We start from the raw sequence: 17,201 nt of genomic DNA, 5'->3' as shown, positions 1-17,201 counted from the left end.
GCGGCGTAAAGGAGTGAGAGAGACAATATGCGGATATTGCATACGGGGGATTGGCATTTCGGTAAGACGCTGGAAGGCAGAAGCAGGCTTAAAGAGCAGGAAGCATTTGTGGACGAGCTGGTTACTCTTGCGGATGAGGAACAGGCAGACGTCATCCTAATGGCAGGTGATGTATATGATTCCGTCAATCCGCCTGCGGCGGCAGAGCAGCTCTTCTACGACGCCTGTGCCCGTCTTACGTCAGGAGGAAGACCTCTTGTGGTCATCGCAGGGAACCACGATCAGCCGGAGCGTGTCGCTTCGGTCTCTCCTCTAGTAAACAATCGAGGCATTACTCTGGTTGGGATGCCAACCTCCGAGATTATAACGGTTAATGCCGCGCGAACGGGGGAAGTCGCAAGAGTCGCGGCACTTCCTTATCCTTCGGAGTCGAGGCTAAACGAGCTGCTCACAGATGACGCTGAAGAGCAGGGAATGCGTAAGGCATATAGTGAACGCGTCGGTGAGCTGATGCGGCATCTGGGCAGTTCTTTTCGGCAGGATACTGTTAATTTAGCGATGAGCCACATCTATGTCCTTGGCGGTCTTGAATCCGACTCCGAAAGACCTATTCAGGTAGGCGGTGCGTACACGGTGGATCCTTCGGCACTGGCCATAGGCGCACAATATACTGCGCTCGGACACCTGCATAGGCCGCAAATGGTCAAAGGTGAAGGGATGATGCGTTACAGCGGATCTCCACTTGCGTACAGCTTCTCCGAATCCGGACAGACCAAATCGGTTGTTATGGTTGATGTTGCACCCGGAGGTATACCTGCAGCAAGTGAGGTATATCTGAGCAGCGGCAAGCCGCTTGTACGGTGGAAGGCTCAGGAAGGTCTCGCTCAGGTATATCATTGGCTGGAAGAGGGCAGAGACGCAAATGCCTATATTGATCTGGAGATTTCGCTGAGTGAGGCGATGTCTCTCGGAGAGATTCAGAAGCTTCGCAAGGCCCGTGAGGGGATTATTCACATCCGTCCGGTATACCCCGAAATGCTGACAGAGGAGCTGCGTTCAGTTCGTTCCGAGCTGCCTGTGCATGAGGTGTTCCGCCGATTTTACCAGCGGCAAACCGGGGGGGCCGTGCCCGATGACAGTCTGGTTCGACTATTCCTTGAACTGGTCCATGAGGAGGAGTCGTCAGCAGAAGGGGAAGAGGGTGCCGTGTTATGAGACCTGTCAAATTGAAGCTGTCTGGTTTGCAGAGCTATCGTGAAGTGCAGGAAATTGACTTTAGAACATTGACAGAAACGGGGCTGTTCGGCATATTCGGTCCGACGGGAAGCGGTAAATCCACCATTCTTGATGCGATCACCCTTGCGATGTACGGTAAAGTGGAACGGGCGGTGAACGGAACACAGGGAATTATGAATCAGGCGGAGGACACACTATTTGTCTCCTTCAGTTTTGAACTGCAGTCTGAGAAGGGCATACAGCATTTCCGTGTAGAACGAAGGTTCAAGCGGACGGGGGACGTCTCGATCAGCAATACCGTGAGCCGTTTTGTTGCTGTTACGGAGGAAGGCGAGGAAGTACTGGCAGATAAGCTTGCGGAGGTCAATCGAGCGGTAGAAGAGATGATTGGGCTGAAAATGGATGATTTTACACGGGCTGTAGTTCTTCCTCAGGGCAAGTTTGCAGAATTTCTATCCCTTAAAGGAGCGGAGCGCAGGCAAATGCTGCAGCGCCTGTTTCATCTGGAGAAGTATGGAGATCAGCTTGCGATCAAGCTGAGCCGCAAGGTAAAAGAGAATGACAGTGCACGAAAAACGCTTGAAGCGGAGCAGCAAGGACTGGGTCTTGCAAGCAGGGAGGCGGTGGAAGAGGCGGAGCGCAGGCTCAGCGAATCTGTACTCCTGGCCGAGAATGCCCGCAAACAGCTGGAAGAGCTGACCACAGCGACTGAAGGTATGGGCAAAGTAAGAGAGCAAATGCTGGAGCGCACTAAATATCGGCAGCTTCTTGATGGGATGTCTCAGCAGGAGGCTCATATTACAGAGCTTGAGAAACAGCTTGATCTGTCTTCCAAAGCCTCAGTGCTTATTCCCATCCTGGAGGAGCTTGAGAAGACACAGGCCGAATCGGTTAAACGTCAAGCAGCTGCGGAGGCAGCCAAGTTGCAGCTTGACCAGTGTGAGCAGGCTGTCTTGGAATGTTCGAACGCAGAGGAGCAGGCAGCGAGGGACTTGGCTGAAGAAGAGCCCAAGCTGCTGGTTCGACTGGAGCAGCTTGAACAAGCACAGGAGCTGGAGCGGGAAACAGACGCGGCCAAGAAATTATTGGCACAGCTTGAGCAGCAGAGAAATGCAGAGGAAGCATTATATGAACAGACCCGTCAGGCATTTGTAAAAGAGCAGGACCTTCATACACGTGGACAGCAGAGACGAAAGGAACTGCAGGACGGACTTGCCTCCTGTGAAGTGAAAGCACAGGAGAGAAAGGAAGTATTAGGGGCCGTATCCGCGAAGCATAAGCTCGATACGGCTGCCGAGAGGCTGAATGAATCGCGTGCGCAGGGACAGCAGGCTGACCATAAGCTGACCACCGCAAAAGATGAGCTGGAACAGACGGCTGCTGAGGAAGTGAGGCTTGCTGAAGAGCAAGCACAGCTGACTATTCAGCTGCGTGAGACTCAAGAAGCGCTTGCTCTAAGCGGGCAACAGCTTGATTGGGATGTTGAGGAGCTCGGTAAGCTTGAAGAACGACTGCGAAATGAACTGAAGGAGAATGAGCGGAGAAATCTGTCCGCCCGTCTGGCAGCTGAACTGACGGATGGCGTGCCGTGCTCGGTCTGCGGTTCGGTCCATCACCCGAACCCGCAGGAGCTTGTTCACGAGCCGGGAGATGCTCGTGAAGAGGACCTCGCGCAGCTGCGCGCCATCTCGGCTGAGCTCTACGAGCTCCGCCTCGGCCTGCGCCAGCAGCTGCATGAGCTGCGCGGACTCCTCGCGCAGCTAGACCCCGGGACCGCGGACATGGACGCGGTCCCTGCCCCGCAGGCGGAAGCCGCGCCTGCGGCAGAGATCGCCGCAGCGGAGCTTGCTGCTGCGGCGCCGGAGGCGGTGGTGCGCGGCTATGCTGCACGCACCCGCACTTACCGCGAGGCGGCGGATCACTTCGCCGCCTCCCTGACCGCGCTGCGCACAGAAGCCGCGCAGCAGGAGACGCGCGCTGCCACGGCACGGCAGCGCAAATGGCTGGCGCAAGCGGCATATGACGCTTGCATCAGCCAGCAGGCGGAGGCAGCAGCACGCATCGAGCTGCACACCGCCGAATACGAGGCCATTCGCGCAGATTGGGCGCGTGAATGGCCTGGCATCGCACCAGAGGAAGCGATAGAGAGGTATGAATTGCTTCAGGAGAGGGATGCTGCCGCAGAGGAGATCAAGCTCAGACTGGATAAGAGTGTCTCCTTCCTTGAAGAGAAGGCATCTGCCATGAACGAGCTTCAGCAGCAGCTGGCCTCCATTGACAAACGGCGCGCGCAGCTCGAGGCCGAATGGCAGGGCAAGAAGGAGCTGCTCACCGAACGGGAAACGCGTCTCCGCCATTTAGTGCAGGAGGAACGCGCAGAGTCCCTTCTTAAGGCAGCGGCAGCAAGGCTGACTGCCATACGCGAGGCTGCCAAATCCGCCAAATCCGCGCTTGTCACAGCAGAGCTTAAGAAGCAGGATGCGATGAAGCAGGCGGTCATGTCCCGACAGGCAGCAGACTCCGTTCAGGAGCAGCTGGCAGTTGTTTCAGGGAGGTACGAAACGGAGCTTGGCCGTTCGCCATTTACAGTAGACAGGGACGTAAGATCAGCTTACATGTTGCTGGAGACGGTTCAAAAAACTGAAGCTGCCGTTCAGGAATTCCGTGAACGGGAGAAAGAATTGACCTTACGACTGAAGGATCTTGAGCATAAGCTGCAAGGTGCCATGCTGACAGAAGAAGAGTGGCTGTCCATGAGTGAGCAGCTTCGCTTTGCCAAAGCTCAAGATGAAGAAGCGATGCGAGTAAAAGCCAGGGCAGAGCGGGATCTTGAGGATATTACTCGTCGTCATACGCGCTGGATGGAGCTTGAAGAAGGGCGTAGTGAGCTGGATCAGTACGGCGAGCAGCTGTCCAAGCTGCAATCGGTATTCCGGGGGAATACTTTCGTGGAATATGTTGCCGAGGAACAGCTGATACAGGTCAGCAGAGATGCGTCCGCAAGGCTGCGCTATTTGACCAAACAGCGTTATGCGCTTGAAGTGGATTCAGGCGGCGGCTTCGTCATTGTGGATGATGCCAATGGCGGTGTGAAGCGTCCGGTCTCCACCTTGTCTGGAGGAGAGACGTTCCTGACCGCTCTATCTTTAGCTCTTGCACTGTCCGCACAGATCCAGCTTCGCGGACAATATCCGCTCCAATTCTTTTTCCTCGATGAAGGATTTGGAACGTTGGACTCCGAGCTGCTCGATACGGTGATTACCTCTCTTGAGAAGCTTCATAATGATCAGCTTGCGGTCGGCGTTATCAGCCACGTCCCTGAGCTTCGGGCAAGACTAGCCAGGAAGCTGATTGTGATTCCGGCAGAAGAGGCATGCAGCGGCTCCAAAGTGGCTATTGAACAGCTGTAATCTGACCATCATGGGTTAAGCATGAATTAATGGATGTAAAATGTCTATTCTTCTCCTTAAACAGTGGCAACTCGCCCAGCTCTGAATATGTTATGGGTAAGAGTCCATTGTTTATAAGGAGGAGTGTTAGTCTCATGGAGAAACAAGACAAGAAGAAAATGTGTTCCGATCATCTATATCGTTATGTGTCGGTGTGGATGGAGGATGGAACTGTGCATGACGGCATCGTGGAAAGTGTGGACGAAGAAAATGTATATTTGGCCGTGCCGATGACTTGTGATACTTATCAGCAAGCACCTGCTCACGGAATGCATGCGTATTGTGGATGTATGCCTTCCCCGTGCGGTGATTACAGAGGATTTTTTCCATACGGTGGTGGATATGGTTACGGCAGACGCCGCCGCTTCAATCGGCTGATCCTTCCACTATTTGCACTGACTGCTATTTCTTTACTGCCTTATTACTAAAAGCTCTCATCATTTGCTACAGCTTGTATACAGACAAAGAGCCCTCTGCTTATGCAGGGGGTTTTTCTATTCATGAAGACGCGTTGATGACGGACTCGAATTGGGACGGTTTGTGCTTCTCTCAATTCTTGAAACGAGAGGCACGAACTTGTATGATAAACTTGTCTATTAGATAGAATGAACTAATGAGTCCTTGCACTATGCCCTAAGCTCGGCTCAATATCGAGTGTTAATGGACAATTCGATAGTTCATTCTAACTTGCATACATATGGCTGTACCTAGATTGAAATGACCCGCTCAGCTAGATGACAGGTGGTGAGATCCGCTGCAATTGGTACGGCTTTATACCGTTCAAGCCTGTGGGTTATATAAGTCCACATTACTTGTACTTGTGGTTAACGGGCTTTCTCATCGTCCAATTCAAAATTATAGATGGAGGTAACTATTATGGACTGTTTATTTTGCAAAATCGTTGAAGGCACAATTCCGTCAAATAAAGTACTGGAGAATGAGCAGGTAGTTGTATTCCACGACATCCAGCCTGCAGCACCGACACATGTGCTTGTCATTCCGAAGAAGCATATCGCTTCCATGAATGAGGTGGAAGGGGAAGACTTTGCTCTGATCGGAGAGATCCACAAAGCAGCTCAAGAAGCGGCAAAGCAGCTGGGCATTGCGGAATCAGGTTATCGCCTGATCAACAACTGCGGCCAGGATGGTGAGCAGACCGTTCATCATCTGCATTATCATGTGCTTGGCGGTGCACGTCTCGGGGCGCTTACAGGTATTTCTAAATCACACAGCTAATTCTAACGTGGATTTGAAGGATTTGATTATTCCTGAATCTAGACTTAATGTAGATATATAGATGCAAATCGACATTGTTTGTCTATATATAGTCTTGAAACCATTGTTTTAATCCATCGAGAAATGGCCTCATTAAGCCAAAAAAACTACTTTTTCAGCGTGTATTCTTATAGAGGTTGACACACTAACGAATTTTCACCTATAATTAAGTTTGATGAACCGTGTTATATGCTCTTGGACGGTCTGGTCGGAGGGAGGGAAAACTGGTGTCTGAAACTAAAGTTCGCAAAAACGAGACAATTGATGCTGCACTTCGTCGCTTTAAACGTTCCATCGCTAAAGATGGTGTTTTAGCTGAGGTGAAGAAACGCAAGCATTATGAAAAGCCAAGCGTAAAGCGCAAGAAAAAGTCCGAGGCTGCTCGTAAGAGAAAGTTTTAGGAGGAATTAGAACAACATGAATCTTAGCGAACGATTGAACGAAGATATGAAGCAAGCGATGAAGAGTCAGGACAAGTTCACACTCTCCACCATTCGATTGGTTCGTTCGACGATTAAGAATCTTGAAATAGATTTGAAAAGAACTTTGGATGACAACGAAGTGCTTGATATCCTCAGTCGTGAAATCAAACAGCGCAAAGATGCCCTCCAAGAATTTGATAAAGCGGGTCGCACAGAACTTGCGGAGAATGCCAAAGCGGAAATTGATATAATCAGCAAGTATCTACCCTCACAGCTTACCGAAGAAGAAATTAAAGTCATTGTACAGCAGACCATCCAGGAAACCGGTGCTTCTTCGAAAGCCGAGATGGGTAAAGTGATGTCAGCCCTTTTGCCTAAGGTTAAAGGCAAAGCGGATGGCAAGCTGGTGAGCCAAGCAGTTCAACAATTTCTGCAATAACATAACCGTAAACACTCCCTGTTTCAGGGAGTGTTTTTTCTTTTTTTGAAACGTAACACTTGCATGAAGCGTAATATACGACATATGGTGACATTATAGACTTATACAGGAGGGAGGTTATAAATTTGGCAGTCACTTTGAAAAAGTGGAATTTCTCTGTTGTCATGATGGCTGTTGTATTGCTTGCTATGTTTTCCGCTCTATTCTTGGCTCCAACTGCACAGGCTGCGAAATCGGGAGCCGTGTATGTGATACCGGTTGATCAGCCTATTGAACGCGGGCTCCACAAGTTTATGGAACGTGGGTTCAAGGAAGCTGGGGAGATGGAGGCAGGTCTTATTGTACTGCAGATTAATACGCCGGGCGGATTGGTTCAGACGACGAAAGAGATCGGTGATATGATTCAGAACAGCAGTATCCCGGTGGCGGCTTTTATACATGGTGATGCGGCATCGGCAGGCAGCTATATTGCATTAACGGCGGATCATATCGCAATGTCACCTGGCAGCACAATCGGTGCAGCAGCACTTGTGGATGCCAGCAATAACTATATCGAGGATCCGAAAGCAGTCGCTACATGGAAGGCTAATATGCAGGCAGCTGCGGAGAAGAACGATCGGAACGGAGAAATCGCACAAGGCATGACAGACCTTAACATGGTCGTTGAAATGCCGGAGATTAACAAGACGAAGCAGCAAGGACAGGTTATTTCTCTGACCGCAAATGAGGCACTTAAGGTAGGATATGCAGATAAGATTGCTTCGACCCCTGCTGAGGTTGCTGCATGGCTTGAATATTCCTCGGATAATCTATTTGTAATGGAGCAGACCACGTTTGAGAAGATATCTACTTTCCTTACACATCCGGTGGTATCGACCATTCTGTTGTTCCTCGGTATCGCGGGTATACTGATCGAATTGTTTGTTCCTGGATTCGGTGTTCCAGGTATTGTGGGCGTTATTAGCTTTGCACTGTACTTCGGAGGCAGCTACGTAGCGGGCATCGGTGGATCGGAGACCTGGTTCCTCTTTATCATCGGTCTGGCATTGCTCATCGCTGAATTGTTTGTTCCAAGCTTCGGTATCCTGGGCATATTAGGCTCTGTAAGCTTGATTGCAGGTGTCGTTCGAGCCGCGTACGATACGGGTACGGCTTTGTTCTCCCTTGGGATTGCTGCAGCGGCCGCGATAGCGGTTGTTATTATTGTCGCAATTATATTCAAGGAACGCGGGATATGGAACCGATTTATTCTCAGAGACAGCATGACAGCAGAGCAAGGCTACTCTTCTATTCGGACTAGAGAAGATTTGATCGGCAAGAACGGAATAAGTTTGACAACACTTCGTCCTGCCGGCACAGCTGTCATTGATGGGGAGAATGTAGATGTGGTCACTGAAGGCAGCTTTATTGCAGCGAATGAACAGATAACCGTTCACAAAGTAGAAGGAACAAGGGTTGTCGTTAAGCGCATAAACCTTTAATTATGGGGCCGCCTTGATAACCATGCAAAAGGTAATATAGTAAAGTCAAAAATAATATGTTTGTGGAGGAATTTAATCAATGATGGATTCAGGTATCGTACCTATTCTTCTGATCGCGGTTGTCGTGATCATCGTTCTGAGTGTATTCTTCAGCTTCTTCCCGGTTATGCTCTGGATTTCGGCTCTTGCATCCGGCGTTCGTATCAGTATTATCACGCTTGTAGCCATGAGACTTAGACGGGTAACGCCGAGCCGGATCGTAAATCCAATGATTAAGGCAACCAAAGCGGGTCTGGGACTCAATATTAATCAGCTGGAGAGCCATTACTTGGCCGGAGGTAACGTAGACCGTGTCGTGAACTCCCTTATTGCTGCTCAGCGTGCGAACATTCCGCTAGAATTTGAACGTGCTGCAGCGATTGACCTTGCAGGACGTGACGTTCTGCAGGCGGTTCAAATGAGCGTTAACCCGCGTGTTATCGAGACACCGGTCGTTTCTGCCGTAGCAAAAGACGGGATCGAAGTGAAGGTTAAAGCACGTGTTACCGTTCGTGCGAACATTGACAGACTCGTCGGTGGTGCGGGTGAAGAAACAATTATCGCCCGTGTAGGGGAAGGGATCGTAAGTACGAATGGTTCCTCAGACTCTCACAAAGATGTGCTGGAGCATCCGGACCGGATCTCTCGTACTGTGCTTGAAAAAGGACTTGATGCGGGTACTGCGTTCGAGATCCTATCTATCGATATTGCTGATGTCAGCGTAGGAAATAACATTGGTGCGGATCTGCAAACGGAGCAAGCTGAGGCTGACAAGCGGATTGCCCAGGCAAAAGCAGAAGAGCGTCGTGCCATGGCCGTTGCTCAAGAGCAAGAGATGAAGGCTCGCGTCGTAGAGATGAGAGCGCGCGTTGTTGAATCCGAGTCTCAAGTACCGCTTGCGATGGCTGAGGCTTTCCGTAATGGCCAGATCGGTGTAATGGATTATATGAACTACCGCAACATTGAAGCAGATACTCAAATGCGCGGCTCCATCGCAAGACCTGAGGATCGCCAGGGAGATAACGACGAATCAAACCCTAATAAATAAGGTGGTGGATGTAAATGAACCTTATCGAATGGGTGATGAATAACTTCATTTTTGTGCTGGGTGCTATATTCGCATTGGTATCCTTTATAGGAAAGAGTAAGAAGCCGAATGACGAACAGCATCCTTCTCAGAGGGCTCCACGTCCCCATCCTGCTCAGGACACTCGTCAGCAGCAACATCAGTCTGATTCCAGGTATGAGGAAGACGATGAAGAAGATGAGGATGAGGCTTACGAGGATGATTCGTCTCCTTATTCCAATCAGCCTCAGCCTGCATATGCTGCAGCTCAGAATGAGGCGCTTGAGAGTAAGCTGCGAGAGCTTGAAGTCGAGAAGATGCGTATGGAGCGTGCCAGGCTGAAGCTGGAGCATAAGGCTCAGCGTCAGTCTCAGCGTCAGGGTGCCTCCAGGACGCAGGCTGCTGCGCCGGCAACAGAGTCTAATAAGAACGATGCCCCTTTAAGCTCAGATGAGATCCGTAAAGGAATCATATGGGCAGAGATCTTAGGGCCGCCGCGTGCTAAGCAGTCCTTTACGAGGCAGCGGAAATAAGGCAGATTAAGCCGTTTTTTCTCTTATGAGAAAAGACGGCTTTTTTGTGTTTCGATGCTTTCATAAAACAGAAATTCACTGCATATGGTTTAGAGTACAGGAAGGGGGAAGACCAGCCCAATGACCCGAATCAGCCGCAATTTGCGCAAATGGACCAGCGAAGTACTCGATTTGCCGCAGGATGTTCTTTTTGATACGCCCAGGCTAACCCTGATTGGAAGTAATCAGCTATACATAGAGAATCATCGCGGTGTGGTTCACTTCTCTGAAGAACGGCTCGTGCTGGATTTATCAAGCGGGAGGCTTGAGATCAGCGGGAATAATCTGTTGATTCGCACCATTCTCCCGGAAGAAGTAGCAGTGGAAGGGCGAATTACGAATATACAGTACCTGGGAACGGGGGATGAAAAATGAAGACGCCGAGTCTAGCTAACTTAAGAGGAAGTGTTCATATTGTTCTCCTGGGTGGAGACCTTGAAGCGATGATTAACCAGATGGCTGTCAGAGGTCTTCAGGTTTGGGAGATTCGTTCGATAGGTGAGAGCAGCGCCAGCATGAATATTCTACTTCGGGATTTCTTTAAGCTGCGCCCGCTTTTACGGCGGACAGGCTGCCGTGTTCGTGTGAAGAAGCGTATCGGCTTTCCTTTTTTCCTGGCTCGATTACTTAGAAGAAAGATGTTTGTTGCGGGGGCCTTTCTGTTCTTTGCCATCTTGTTCTCGATGTCATCGCTTGTATGGGATGTAGAGGTGAAGGGGAATGTGAAAATAACGGAGGAAGAGATTCTGGCTGCAGCCAAACAAGAGGGGCTGTATCCGTTTCAGTGGTCCTTTCGGCTCCCGACGCAGGACAAGCTGGCTAGAGATCTGATCAAGCAGCTGCCGGCTGCGGCATGGATCGGAGTGGACCGGGAAGGGACCAAATTCACCATACAAGTTGTCGAGGCAGACGAGCCTGAGAAGCAGCCCTTGTTAAGTCCCAGGCATATTGTGAGCAAAGCAGATGCGGTAATTACAGAAATTTATGCTGAGCAGGGTCGGCCTGTAGTACAGAAGAATACACGTGTTAAAAAAGGGGCTGTTCTCATCTCCGGCATTCTGGGTGACGAAGAGAACAGTGAATTGGTTGTAGCCAAAGGTGATGTGAAGGGACTCGTATGGCACGAATATAACATTGAGGTACCGCTCGTTCAGAAGCAGGTCACTTATTCAGGTGAATCCAAGGAGCGGAGATATATCGTCATTGGCGACTGGGCGATTCAGTATTGGGGGTATGATAAAACCCCGTACAGTAAATACGAGACGATCACGGATGTTGAGGCGCTTACGTGGAGGTCGTTCAAGCTGCCGATTGGCTGGATGACGGAGACCGACAGGGAGACGAATTATAGAGAGCTTACTCCGAGTGAGGAAGAGGCTAAACAATATGGAATCACAGCGGCAAAAAACGATATTTTAGCGAAAAATGGGAAAGGAACGAAGGTGATAAGCGAAAAAATTTTGCATGAGAAGAAAGAGAATGGTAAAGTTTATATGAAAGTGCTTTTCGAAGTAGAAGAAAGTATAGCGGAAGAGCTTCCGCTCGTTCATAACCCAAGTCCAAGTCAAGGAGAATGAGGCTATTTGTCAGTAAATAATTACAGCATTCGAATCTCGCTTCAGAACGCGGGAGAAGGGCAGTCGTTATTTGGACCACAGGACGCTTTTCTTAAGATGATGGAATCGCAGATTCCGGCGACTGTCGACTCCCGGGAAGCAGAAATAACAATTAGAGGCAAGGAACAAGAAGTAGAGATCATGGGACAGCTGTTTGAGGTGCTGCTTGCGTTGATCCGGAATGGCCACATCTTATCCGAAAGAGATGTCCAGTACGCCATTGAACTTGCTAAGGATATGCGGGCAGATCAGCTTCTTGATCTATTTAAAGGTGAGATTACGAATACATATCGCGGCAAGCCGATTCGAGTAAAGACGATTGGCCAGAAGCATTATGTAACGACGATCAAAAAACGTGATATCGTGTTCGGCATTGGCCCGGCAGGTACAGGTAAAACGTATCTTGCTGTTGTTCTAGCGGTTGCAGCGCTGAAGGAAGGCTCTGTCAAAAGGATTGTGCTGACGCGTCCTGCCGTGGAGGCGGGCGAGAACCTCGGCTTCCTGCCAGGTGATCTGCAGGAGAAGGTGGATCCTTACCTTAGACCCTTGTACGATGCTTTGTATGACGTTATGGGACCCGATCAGACAGCCAAAGCGCTTGAACGCGGATTGATCGAGATCGCTCCGCTTGCTTACATGCGTGGACGAACACTTGATGATTCATTCATTATTCTCGATGAGGCGCAGAATACAACGCCGGAACAGATGAAGATGTTTTTGACACGGCTTGGTTTTGGATCAAAGATGGTCATTACTGGTGATGTGACGCAAATCGACCTTCCCCGCGGGAAAAAATCAGGACTCATTGATGCTAAGGCAATTCTCGAAGGTGTAGAAGAGATCGGTTTTGTCTATTTTACTGAGCAGGATGTCGTGCGGCACACACTTGTACAAAAAATTATTACTGCATATGACCGAGCCGCCGAAAATCAAGAATAGGAAGGGATTGTCGTGGGATGACCCTTAAGGAATTGTCGAAGGACAAATCTTTTCAGAATAGAAAGCTTGGATGGAAGAATAGCAGAGGGATCCGCTATCTTCTGTTTTTGTTTCTGATGATTCTGTTTTACGTCAGTCTGGCTCCTGGTCTTCTGCCTGAAAGATACGATATTGCGCAGGGAACTCGCAGCGAGAAGGAAATTAAGGCTCCGATGCAGATCCAGGATAATCAGGCAAGAGCGATTGCAGCTGAGGAAGCGGCAGAAGCCGTTCAGCCGGTTTATCAGATTGTATCCTTACGAAATGAGAACTTAGTGACCTCCATATTGGACCGGATTGACAGGCTCAATCAGGATGATATTTCCCGAGAAGATAAAATTGGGATCTATAAGGATGAAATTCCCCAAAGACTTAGTGATTCGATTACGAATTATATCAACAACAACCGGGGAACAGGCACTTATTCGGATGCACTTCTTGATGAGATTCATAGAGTAACTCAGGAGCAGTCCTACCGGATACCGGAGGAAACGTATATCAAGATTGCCCGGCTGTCCTCGGAACAGATTCAGGAAATGAAGCCTGTTGCCCGTGAGCTCGTATCGAGATTGATGGTTGATCAGATTACGGATGCTTCAACTCCGAGAGCCAAGGTAGCTGAGATGGTGAATACCAGCTCCTTGACGGATAGAACTGCACGTGAGGTCGTACAGGAGCTTACTCGGTTTGTTATAACGGCAAACAAGTTCTATGATGAAGAAGCAACGAAGGAAGCCAAGGCAAGGGCAAGAGAGAACACACCTCAGGTCTTCATTGAAGAGGGCGAAACACTTGTAGCCAAAGGTGAGATTATTACCGAAGAAGTGTACAAGCTATTGGAAGACAACAAGCTGCTTCGCGACGAAGTCAACTATTGGCCTCAGCTTGGATTGCTGCTCTTATCGTTTGGTTTGTCACTTGGAATTATGATCTACATGAAACAAATCAGCAGTCCAGAATTCAAATACAATAACGCTCAGCTTCTGATGCTGTTCTGCATCTTCGCAATTACGATCGGGTGCATGCACATCGTCAGCTTCTTACAAAATGATAACCGTGCCTATGTCGGCTATTTGGCTCCCGTAGGGATTGGTGTCATGTTGATTACGCTGCTGCTGGATATTCCGCTCGCTTACGTGTGTGCTATTATTTTCGGCATACTGAGCAGCATTATTCTGAATACACAGCTGAACGAGAATTTTGATTTTAATTTTGGGATGTTTACGATTATTATCAGCTTTGCAGCTATATTTGCAACGGATAAGGCGAGTCAGCGCTCGACCCTGCTCAAGAGCGGTATCATCGTTTCACTCATCGGCTCGCTCGTTGTGTTCATGCTGGCCATCCTTGGTAATGCAGAATGGGATCGTACGGCAGCGATGTACAGTGTAGGCTTTGCTTTTGCTGGCGGTATTCTGATGGCTGTCCTTGCCATCGGACTGATGCCATTCTTCGAATCTTTATTCGGCATTTTGTCAGCGCTGAAGCTGGTGGAGCTGTCGAACCCGAACCATCCGCTGCTGCGTAAGCTGCTGACAGAAACTCCAGGAACCTATCATCATAGTGTAATGGTCGGTAATTTATCAGAGGCTGCTGCAGAAGCGATTGGTGCAGACGGGCTGCTATGCAGAGTCGGTTCGTATTATCATGATATTGGCAAAACGAAGAGACCGATTTATTTTATCGAGAATCAGAATAATATGGAGAACCCGCATGATACGCTGGATCCGAAGCTTAGCAAGTCCATTATCATTTCGCATGCTAGAGACGGTGTGGAGATGCAGAAGGATTACAAGCTTCCTAAACGAATAAGAGATATTGCGGAGCAGCACCATGGGACAACGTTCCTCCATTATTTCTATCATAAGGCGCTGAAGCAGGCCGAAGAAGCTGGCGTAGAGCCGGATTTTACGGAAGAAGATTTCAGATACCCGGGACCTAAGGCTCAGTCCAAAGAAGCGGCCATTGTAGGCATCGCTGACAGTGTGGAGGCTGCAGTAAGGTCACTTCGGAAACCTACGGTCGATCAGGTTGAATCCATGATCGAGAAGATTGTTAAGAGTCGATTGGACGATCATCAGCTTAACGACTGTGACCTTACCATGAGGGAGCTTGATATTATTTCCAGGACGCTGAAAGAGACGGTCATGGGGATTTTTCATTCGAGAATTGAGTATCCTGAAGAGATTAAGAAGCCAAAAGAAAGTTAATACACATCGAATCCATTTCATAATACCTTTAGCTCTGCAGTTATGAAATGGATTCAATCATTCATTGAAACAAAGGAGCATGCCATATGAGTGTGCAGCTTGCATGGGATAATAATCAAGAACAATATAATATCAGTGACGAGCTGATCTCCCTTCTCACTCAGCTGCTTGAAAAAGCAGCCGAGATGGAAGGGGTAGATGAAGGTGAGGTTGCCCTTACCTTCGTCGATGATGAGGAAATTCATGAGCTGAATAAGGAGTACCGTGGAATTGACCGTCCTACCGATGTGCTTTCATTTGCGATGAATGAAACGCTGGATGAAGAGCTTGATATTGTATACGAGCTCGAGGAAGGCGAATCAATGGACGTTCCAGATGTACTTGGCGATATCATCATTTCAGTCCCTACGGCCATCGCGCAGAGTGAGGAATACGGTCATTCTGTGGAAAGAGAGCTTGGATTTTTATTCGTGCATGGCTTTCTTCACCTGCTCGGGTATGATCATCAGGATGAAACGAGCGAAGCGGAAATGATGGGTAAACAAGAAGCTGTCTTGGCAAGTGTCGGGTTGACACGCTAATGAAGCAACGGTCCATAGTGGATGTATTCCGAAATGCGATGGAAGGGCTGATGTATGGTTTTAGAACCCAAAGGAACCTGCGGGTTCATGCGGTTCTTGCTCTCATCGCCGTTACTGCCGGATGGCTTCTGGATATTTCACGTACGGATTGGATGTTCGTTTGTATGGCAATAGGTTTTGTAATGGTGACCGAGCTGCTCAACACAGCGATTGAGCTCGTTGTTGACCTTGCATCCCCTGAGATTCACCCGCTGGCCAAAGCCGCCAAAGATACCGCTGCCGGAGCTGTACTGCTGGCGGCGGTTTTTGCCGTCATTATCGGATTTTTTGTTTACCTTAAACCCTTCTTCAGATGGATTATGTAATTCATATCTATCGTCATATAAGTCCACAATAATCGAAAAGAGGTACAAATATGGATGCACATCAGCTCATGCAGGAAGCGATTGAAGCACGAAAGAAAGCTTATATTCCCTATTCCCAATTTGGCGTAGGTGCTGCGCTATTAGGAGAAGATGGGTATATATATCATGGATGTAATATTGAAAATGCAGCTTATAGTCCGAGCAATTGTGCAGAGCGTACCGCACTGTTCAGTGCGATTGCGAATGGTCATGTTCCCCGCAAGTTCAAAGCACTGGCTGTCGTAGGCGACACGGAAGGCCCTATTGCACCTTGCGGGGTATGCCGGCAGGTTATACTGGAACTGTGTGACAGCAATATGCCTGTATACCTGGGTAACCTCAAGGGCGAAATTCAGGAGACCACGATTAGCGAGCTGCTGCCCGGCGCTTTTGGACCGGAAGCTCTGGAGAAAGCATAAAAAGGATAAGGGTATTGACCCTTTTTGGAGGAAAATATGTCTAAAACCGCTTTTAAATCCGGATTTGTTGCCATCATTGGCAGACCCAATGTAGGAAAATCCACGCTGATGAATCAAGTCATCGGGCAAAAAATAGCCATTATGTCGGATAAGCCTCAAACTACGCGTAACAAAATTCACGGGGTATATACGGCAGAGGATAACCAGATCGTATTTTTGGATACACCCGGAATTCATAAACGTCAGTCCAAGCTGGGAGATTTCATGAATCAAACGGCATTTAATACGTTCTCCGAAGTAGAGGCCGTATTATTTCTGGTCGATGCTTCTGAAGGCATGGGCGGCGGGGACCGCTTTATTGCCGAACAGCTCAAAAATGTCCGGACGCCTGTGTTCCTCGTACTGAACAAGATTGATCAGGTAGAGCCTGAAGCACTGCTACCTCTCATTGATCAATATCGCAATCTGCTTGATTTTGCAGAAATTGTGCCGATCTCAGCCAAATTCGGAAATAATGTCAATACACTAATGGATCAGATCAAAAAGTATTTGCCTGAAGGTCCGAAGTATTATCCTGACGATCAGATTACAGATCACCCGGAGCAATTTGTCATTGCAGAGCTCATTCGTGAAAAAATTCTGCATATGACTCGTGAGGAAGTGCCGCATTCCATTGCCGTCACCATTGAGGATATGCGCGTGCAAGAGAATGGAACGGTGCAGGTATCTGCTGTCATTTTCGTAGAGCGCGATTCGCAAAAAGGAATTATTATCGGCAAGCAGGGCTCACTGCTCAAAGAGGTCGGAAAGCGTTCCAGACAAGATATTGAAAGACTGCTCGGTTCCAAAATATTTTTGGAGCTGTGGGTAAAGGTGAAGAAGGATTGGCGTAATCAAGAGCGTGTACTTAAAGATTTAGGTTTCCATCGGGACGCATAATTTCGGTCATCATGCATGTCAGCCCAGCCTCTCGTCAGCAAGCAATTCCAGTTAATGTATCGCATAGAAACAACA

Annotated in this window: 17 protein-coding genes; all 17 read left to right on the top strand. The window is 48.8% G+C overall.

Features of this window, described 5'->3' with window-relative positions:
* Positions 1-27: 27 nt before the first annotated feature.
* The 17 genes from PUW25_RS18815 to era all read left to right on the top strand — a co-directional run bounded on the left by PUW25_RS18815 (position 28) and on the right by era (position 17,126).
* Entirely contained in the window at positions 28-1,215 is a 1,188-nt protein-coding gene (locus tag PUW25_RS18815; RefSeq protein ID WP_274337372.1) for an exonuclease SbcCD subunit D, read from the top strand.
* Positions 1,212-4,646 carry an AAA family ATPase gene (locus tag PUW25_RS18810; RefSeq protein ID WP_274337371.1) on the top strand — a complete coding sequence of 1,145 codons (3,435 nt, stop codon included), beginning with the start codon at positions 1,212-1,214 and terminating at the stop codon, positions 4,644-4,646. Before PUW25_RS18815 ends, PUW25_RS18810 begins: the two co-directional genes overlap by 4 nt.
* A gap of 134 nt (positions 4,647-4,780) precedes the next feature.
* Positions 4,781-5,113 (top strand): hypothetical protein, encoded by a 333-nt coding sequence (locus PUW25_RS18805; RefSeq protein ID WP_047910815.1) that lies wholly within the window; start codon positions 4,781-4,783, stop codon positions 5,111-5,113.
* A gap of 448 nt (positions 5,114-5,561) precedes the next feature.
* On the top strand, positions 5,562-5,921 hold the full coding sequence (locus PUW25_RS18800; protein ID WP_047910816.1) for a histidine triad nucleotide-binding protein: 360 nt from the start codon (positions 5,562-5,564) through the stop codon (positions 5,919-5,921).
* A 266-nt stretch (positions 5,922-6,187) separates the two neighbouring features.
* Positions 6,188-6,361 carry a 30S ribosomal protein S21 gene (gene rpsU, locus PUW25_RS18795; protein ID WP_005547957.1) on the top strand — a complete coding sequence of 58 codons (174 nt, stop codon included), beginning with the start codon at positions 6,188-6,190 and terminating at the stop codon, positions 6,359-6,361.
* Positions 6,362-6,377: 16 nt separating this feature from the next.
* The gene (locus tag PUW25_RS18790; RefSeq protein ID WP_047910817.1) at positions 6,378-6,821 is read left to right on the top strand and encodes a GatB/YqeY domain-containing protein; all 444 of its coding nucleotides are present in this window, start codon (positions 6,378-6,380) and stop codon (positions 6,819-6,821) included.
* Positions 6,822-6,985: 164 nt separating this feature from the next.
* A complete protein-coding gene (locus PUW25_RS18785; RefSeq protein WP_274338318.1) occupies positions 6,986-8,302 on the top strand; it encodes an NfeD family protein in 1,317 nt (438 codons plus the stop codon).
* Between the two features lie 79 nt (positions 8,303-8,381).
* Entirely contained in the window at positions 8,382-9,389 is a 1,008-nt protein-coding gene (gene floA, locus PUW25_RS18780) for a flotillin-like protein FloA (protein ID WP_274337365.1), read from the top strand.
* 14 nt (positions 9,390-9,403) lie between these two features.
* Positions 9,404-9,940, top strand: a complete 537-nt coding sequence (locus PUW25_RS18775; protein WP_274337364.1) for a hypothetical protein — start codon at positions 9,404-9,406, stop codon at positions 9,938-9,940.
* A gap of 120 nt (positions 9,941-10,060) precedes the next feature.
* Positions 10,061-10,354, top strand: a complete 294-nt coding sequence (gene yqfC, locus PUW25_RS18770) for a sporulation protein YqfC (RefSeq protein WP_274337363.1) — start codon at positions 10,061-10,063, stop codon at positions 10,352-10,354.
* On the top strand, positions 10,351-11,556 hold the full coding sequence (gene yqfD / locus PUW25_RS18765; protein ID WP_274337362.1) for a sporulation protein YqfD: 1,206 nt from the start codon (positions 10,351-10,353) through the stop codon (positions 11,554-11,556). Before yqfC ends, yqfD begins: the two co-directional genes overlap by 4 nt.
* A 6-nt stretch (positions 11,557-11,562) precedes the next feature.
* Complete coding sequence (locus PUW25_RS18760; RefSeq protein WP_047910822.1) at positions 11,563-12,534, top strand: PhoH family protein; 972 nt, start codon at positions 11,563-11,565, stop codon at positions 12,532-12,534.
* 17 nt (positions 12,535-12,551) lie between these two features.
* Positions 12,552-14,783, top strand: coding sequence for an HD family phosphohydrolase (locus tag PUW25_RS18755; RefSeq protein WP_047910823.1), 2,232 nt, complete (start codon positions 12,552-12,554; stop codon positions 14,781-14,783).
* 86 nt (positions 14,784-14,869) lie between these two features.
* Entirely contained in the window at positions 14,870-15,364 is a 495-nt protein-coding gene (ybeY, locus tag PUW25_RS18750; RefSeq protein WP_047910824.1) for an rRNA maturation RNase YbeY, read from the top strand.
* Positions 15,364-15,729 (top strand): diacylglycerol kinase family protein, encoded by a 366-nt coding sequence (locus tag PUW25_RS18745; RefSeq protein ID WP_047910825.1) that lies wholly within the window; start codon positions 15,364-15,366, stop codon positions 15,727-15,729. The genes ybeY and PUW25_RS18745 overlap by 1 nt, the downstream gene beginning before the upstream one ends.
* A 50-nt stretch (positions 15,730-15,779) precedes the next feature.
* Positions 15,780-16,187, top strand: coding sequence for a cytidine deaminase (locus PUW25_RS18740; protein ID WP_047910826.1), 408 nt, complete (start codon positions 15,780-15,782; stop codon positions 16,185-16,187).
* Between the two features lie 36 nt (positions 16,188-16,223).
* The gene (gene era, locus PUW25_RS18735) at positions 16,224-17,126 is read left to right on the top strand and encodes a GTPase Era (protein WP_047910827.1); all 903 of its coding nucleotides are present in this window, start codon (positions 16,224-16,226) and stop codon (positions 17,124-17,126) included.
* Positions 17,127-17,201: the final 75 nt, after the last annotated feature.

It is taken from the genome of Paenibacillus urinalis, assembly GCF_028747985.1.
Taxonomy (GTDB): domain Bacteria; phylum Bacillota; class Bacilli; order Paenibacillales; family Paenibacillaceae; genus Paenibacillus; species Paenibacillus urinalis.
This window is presented reverse-complemented; position numbering and strand designations above follow the sequence as displayed.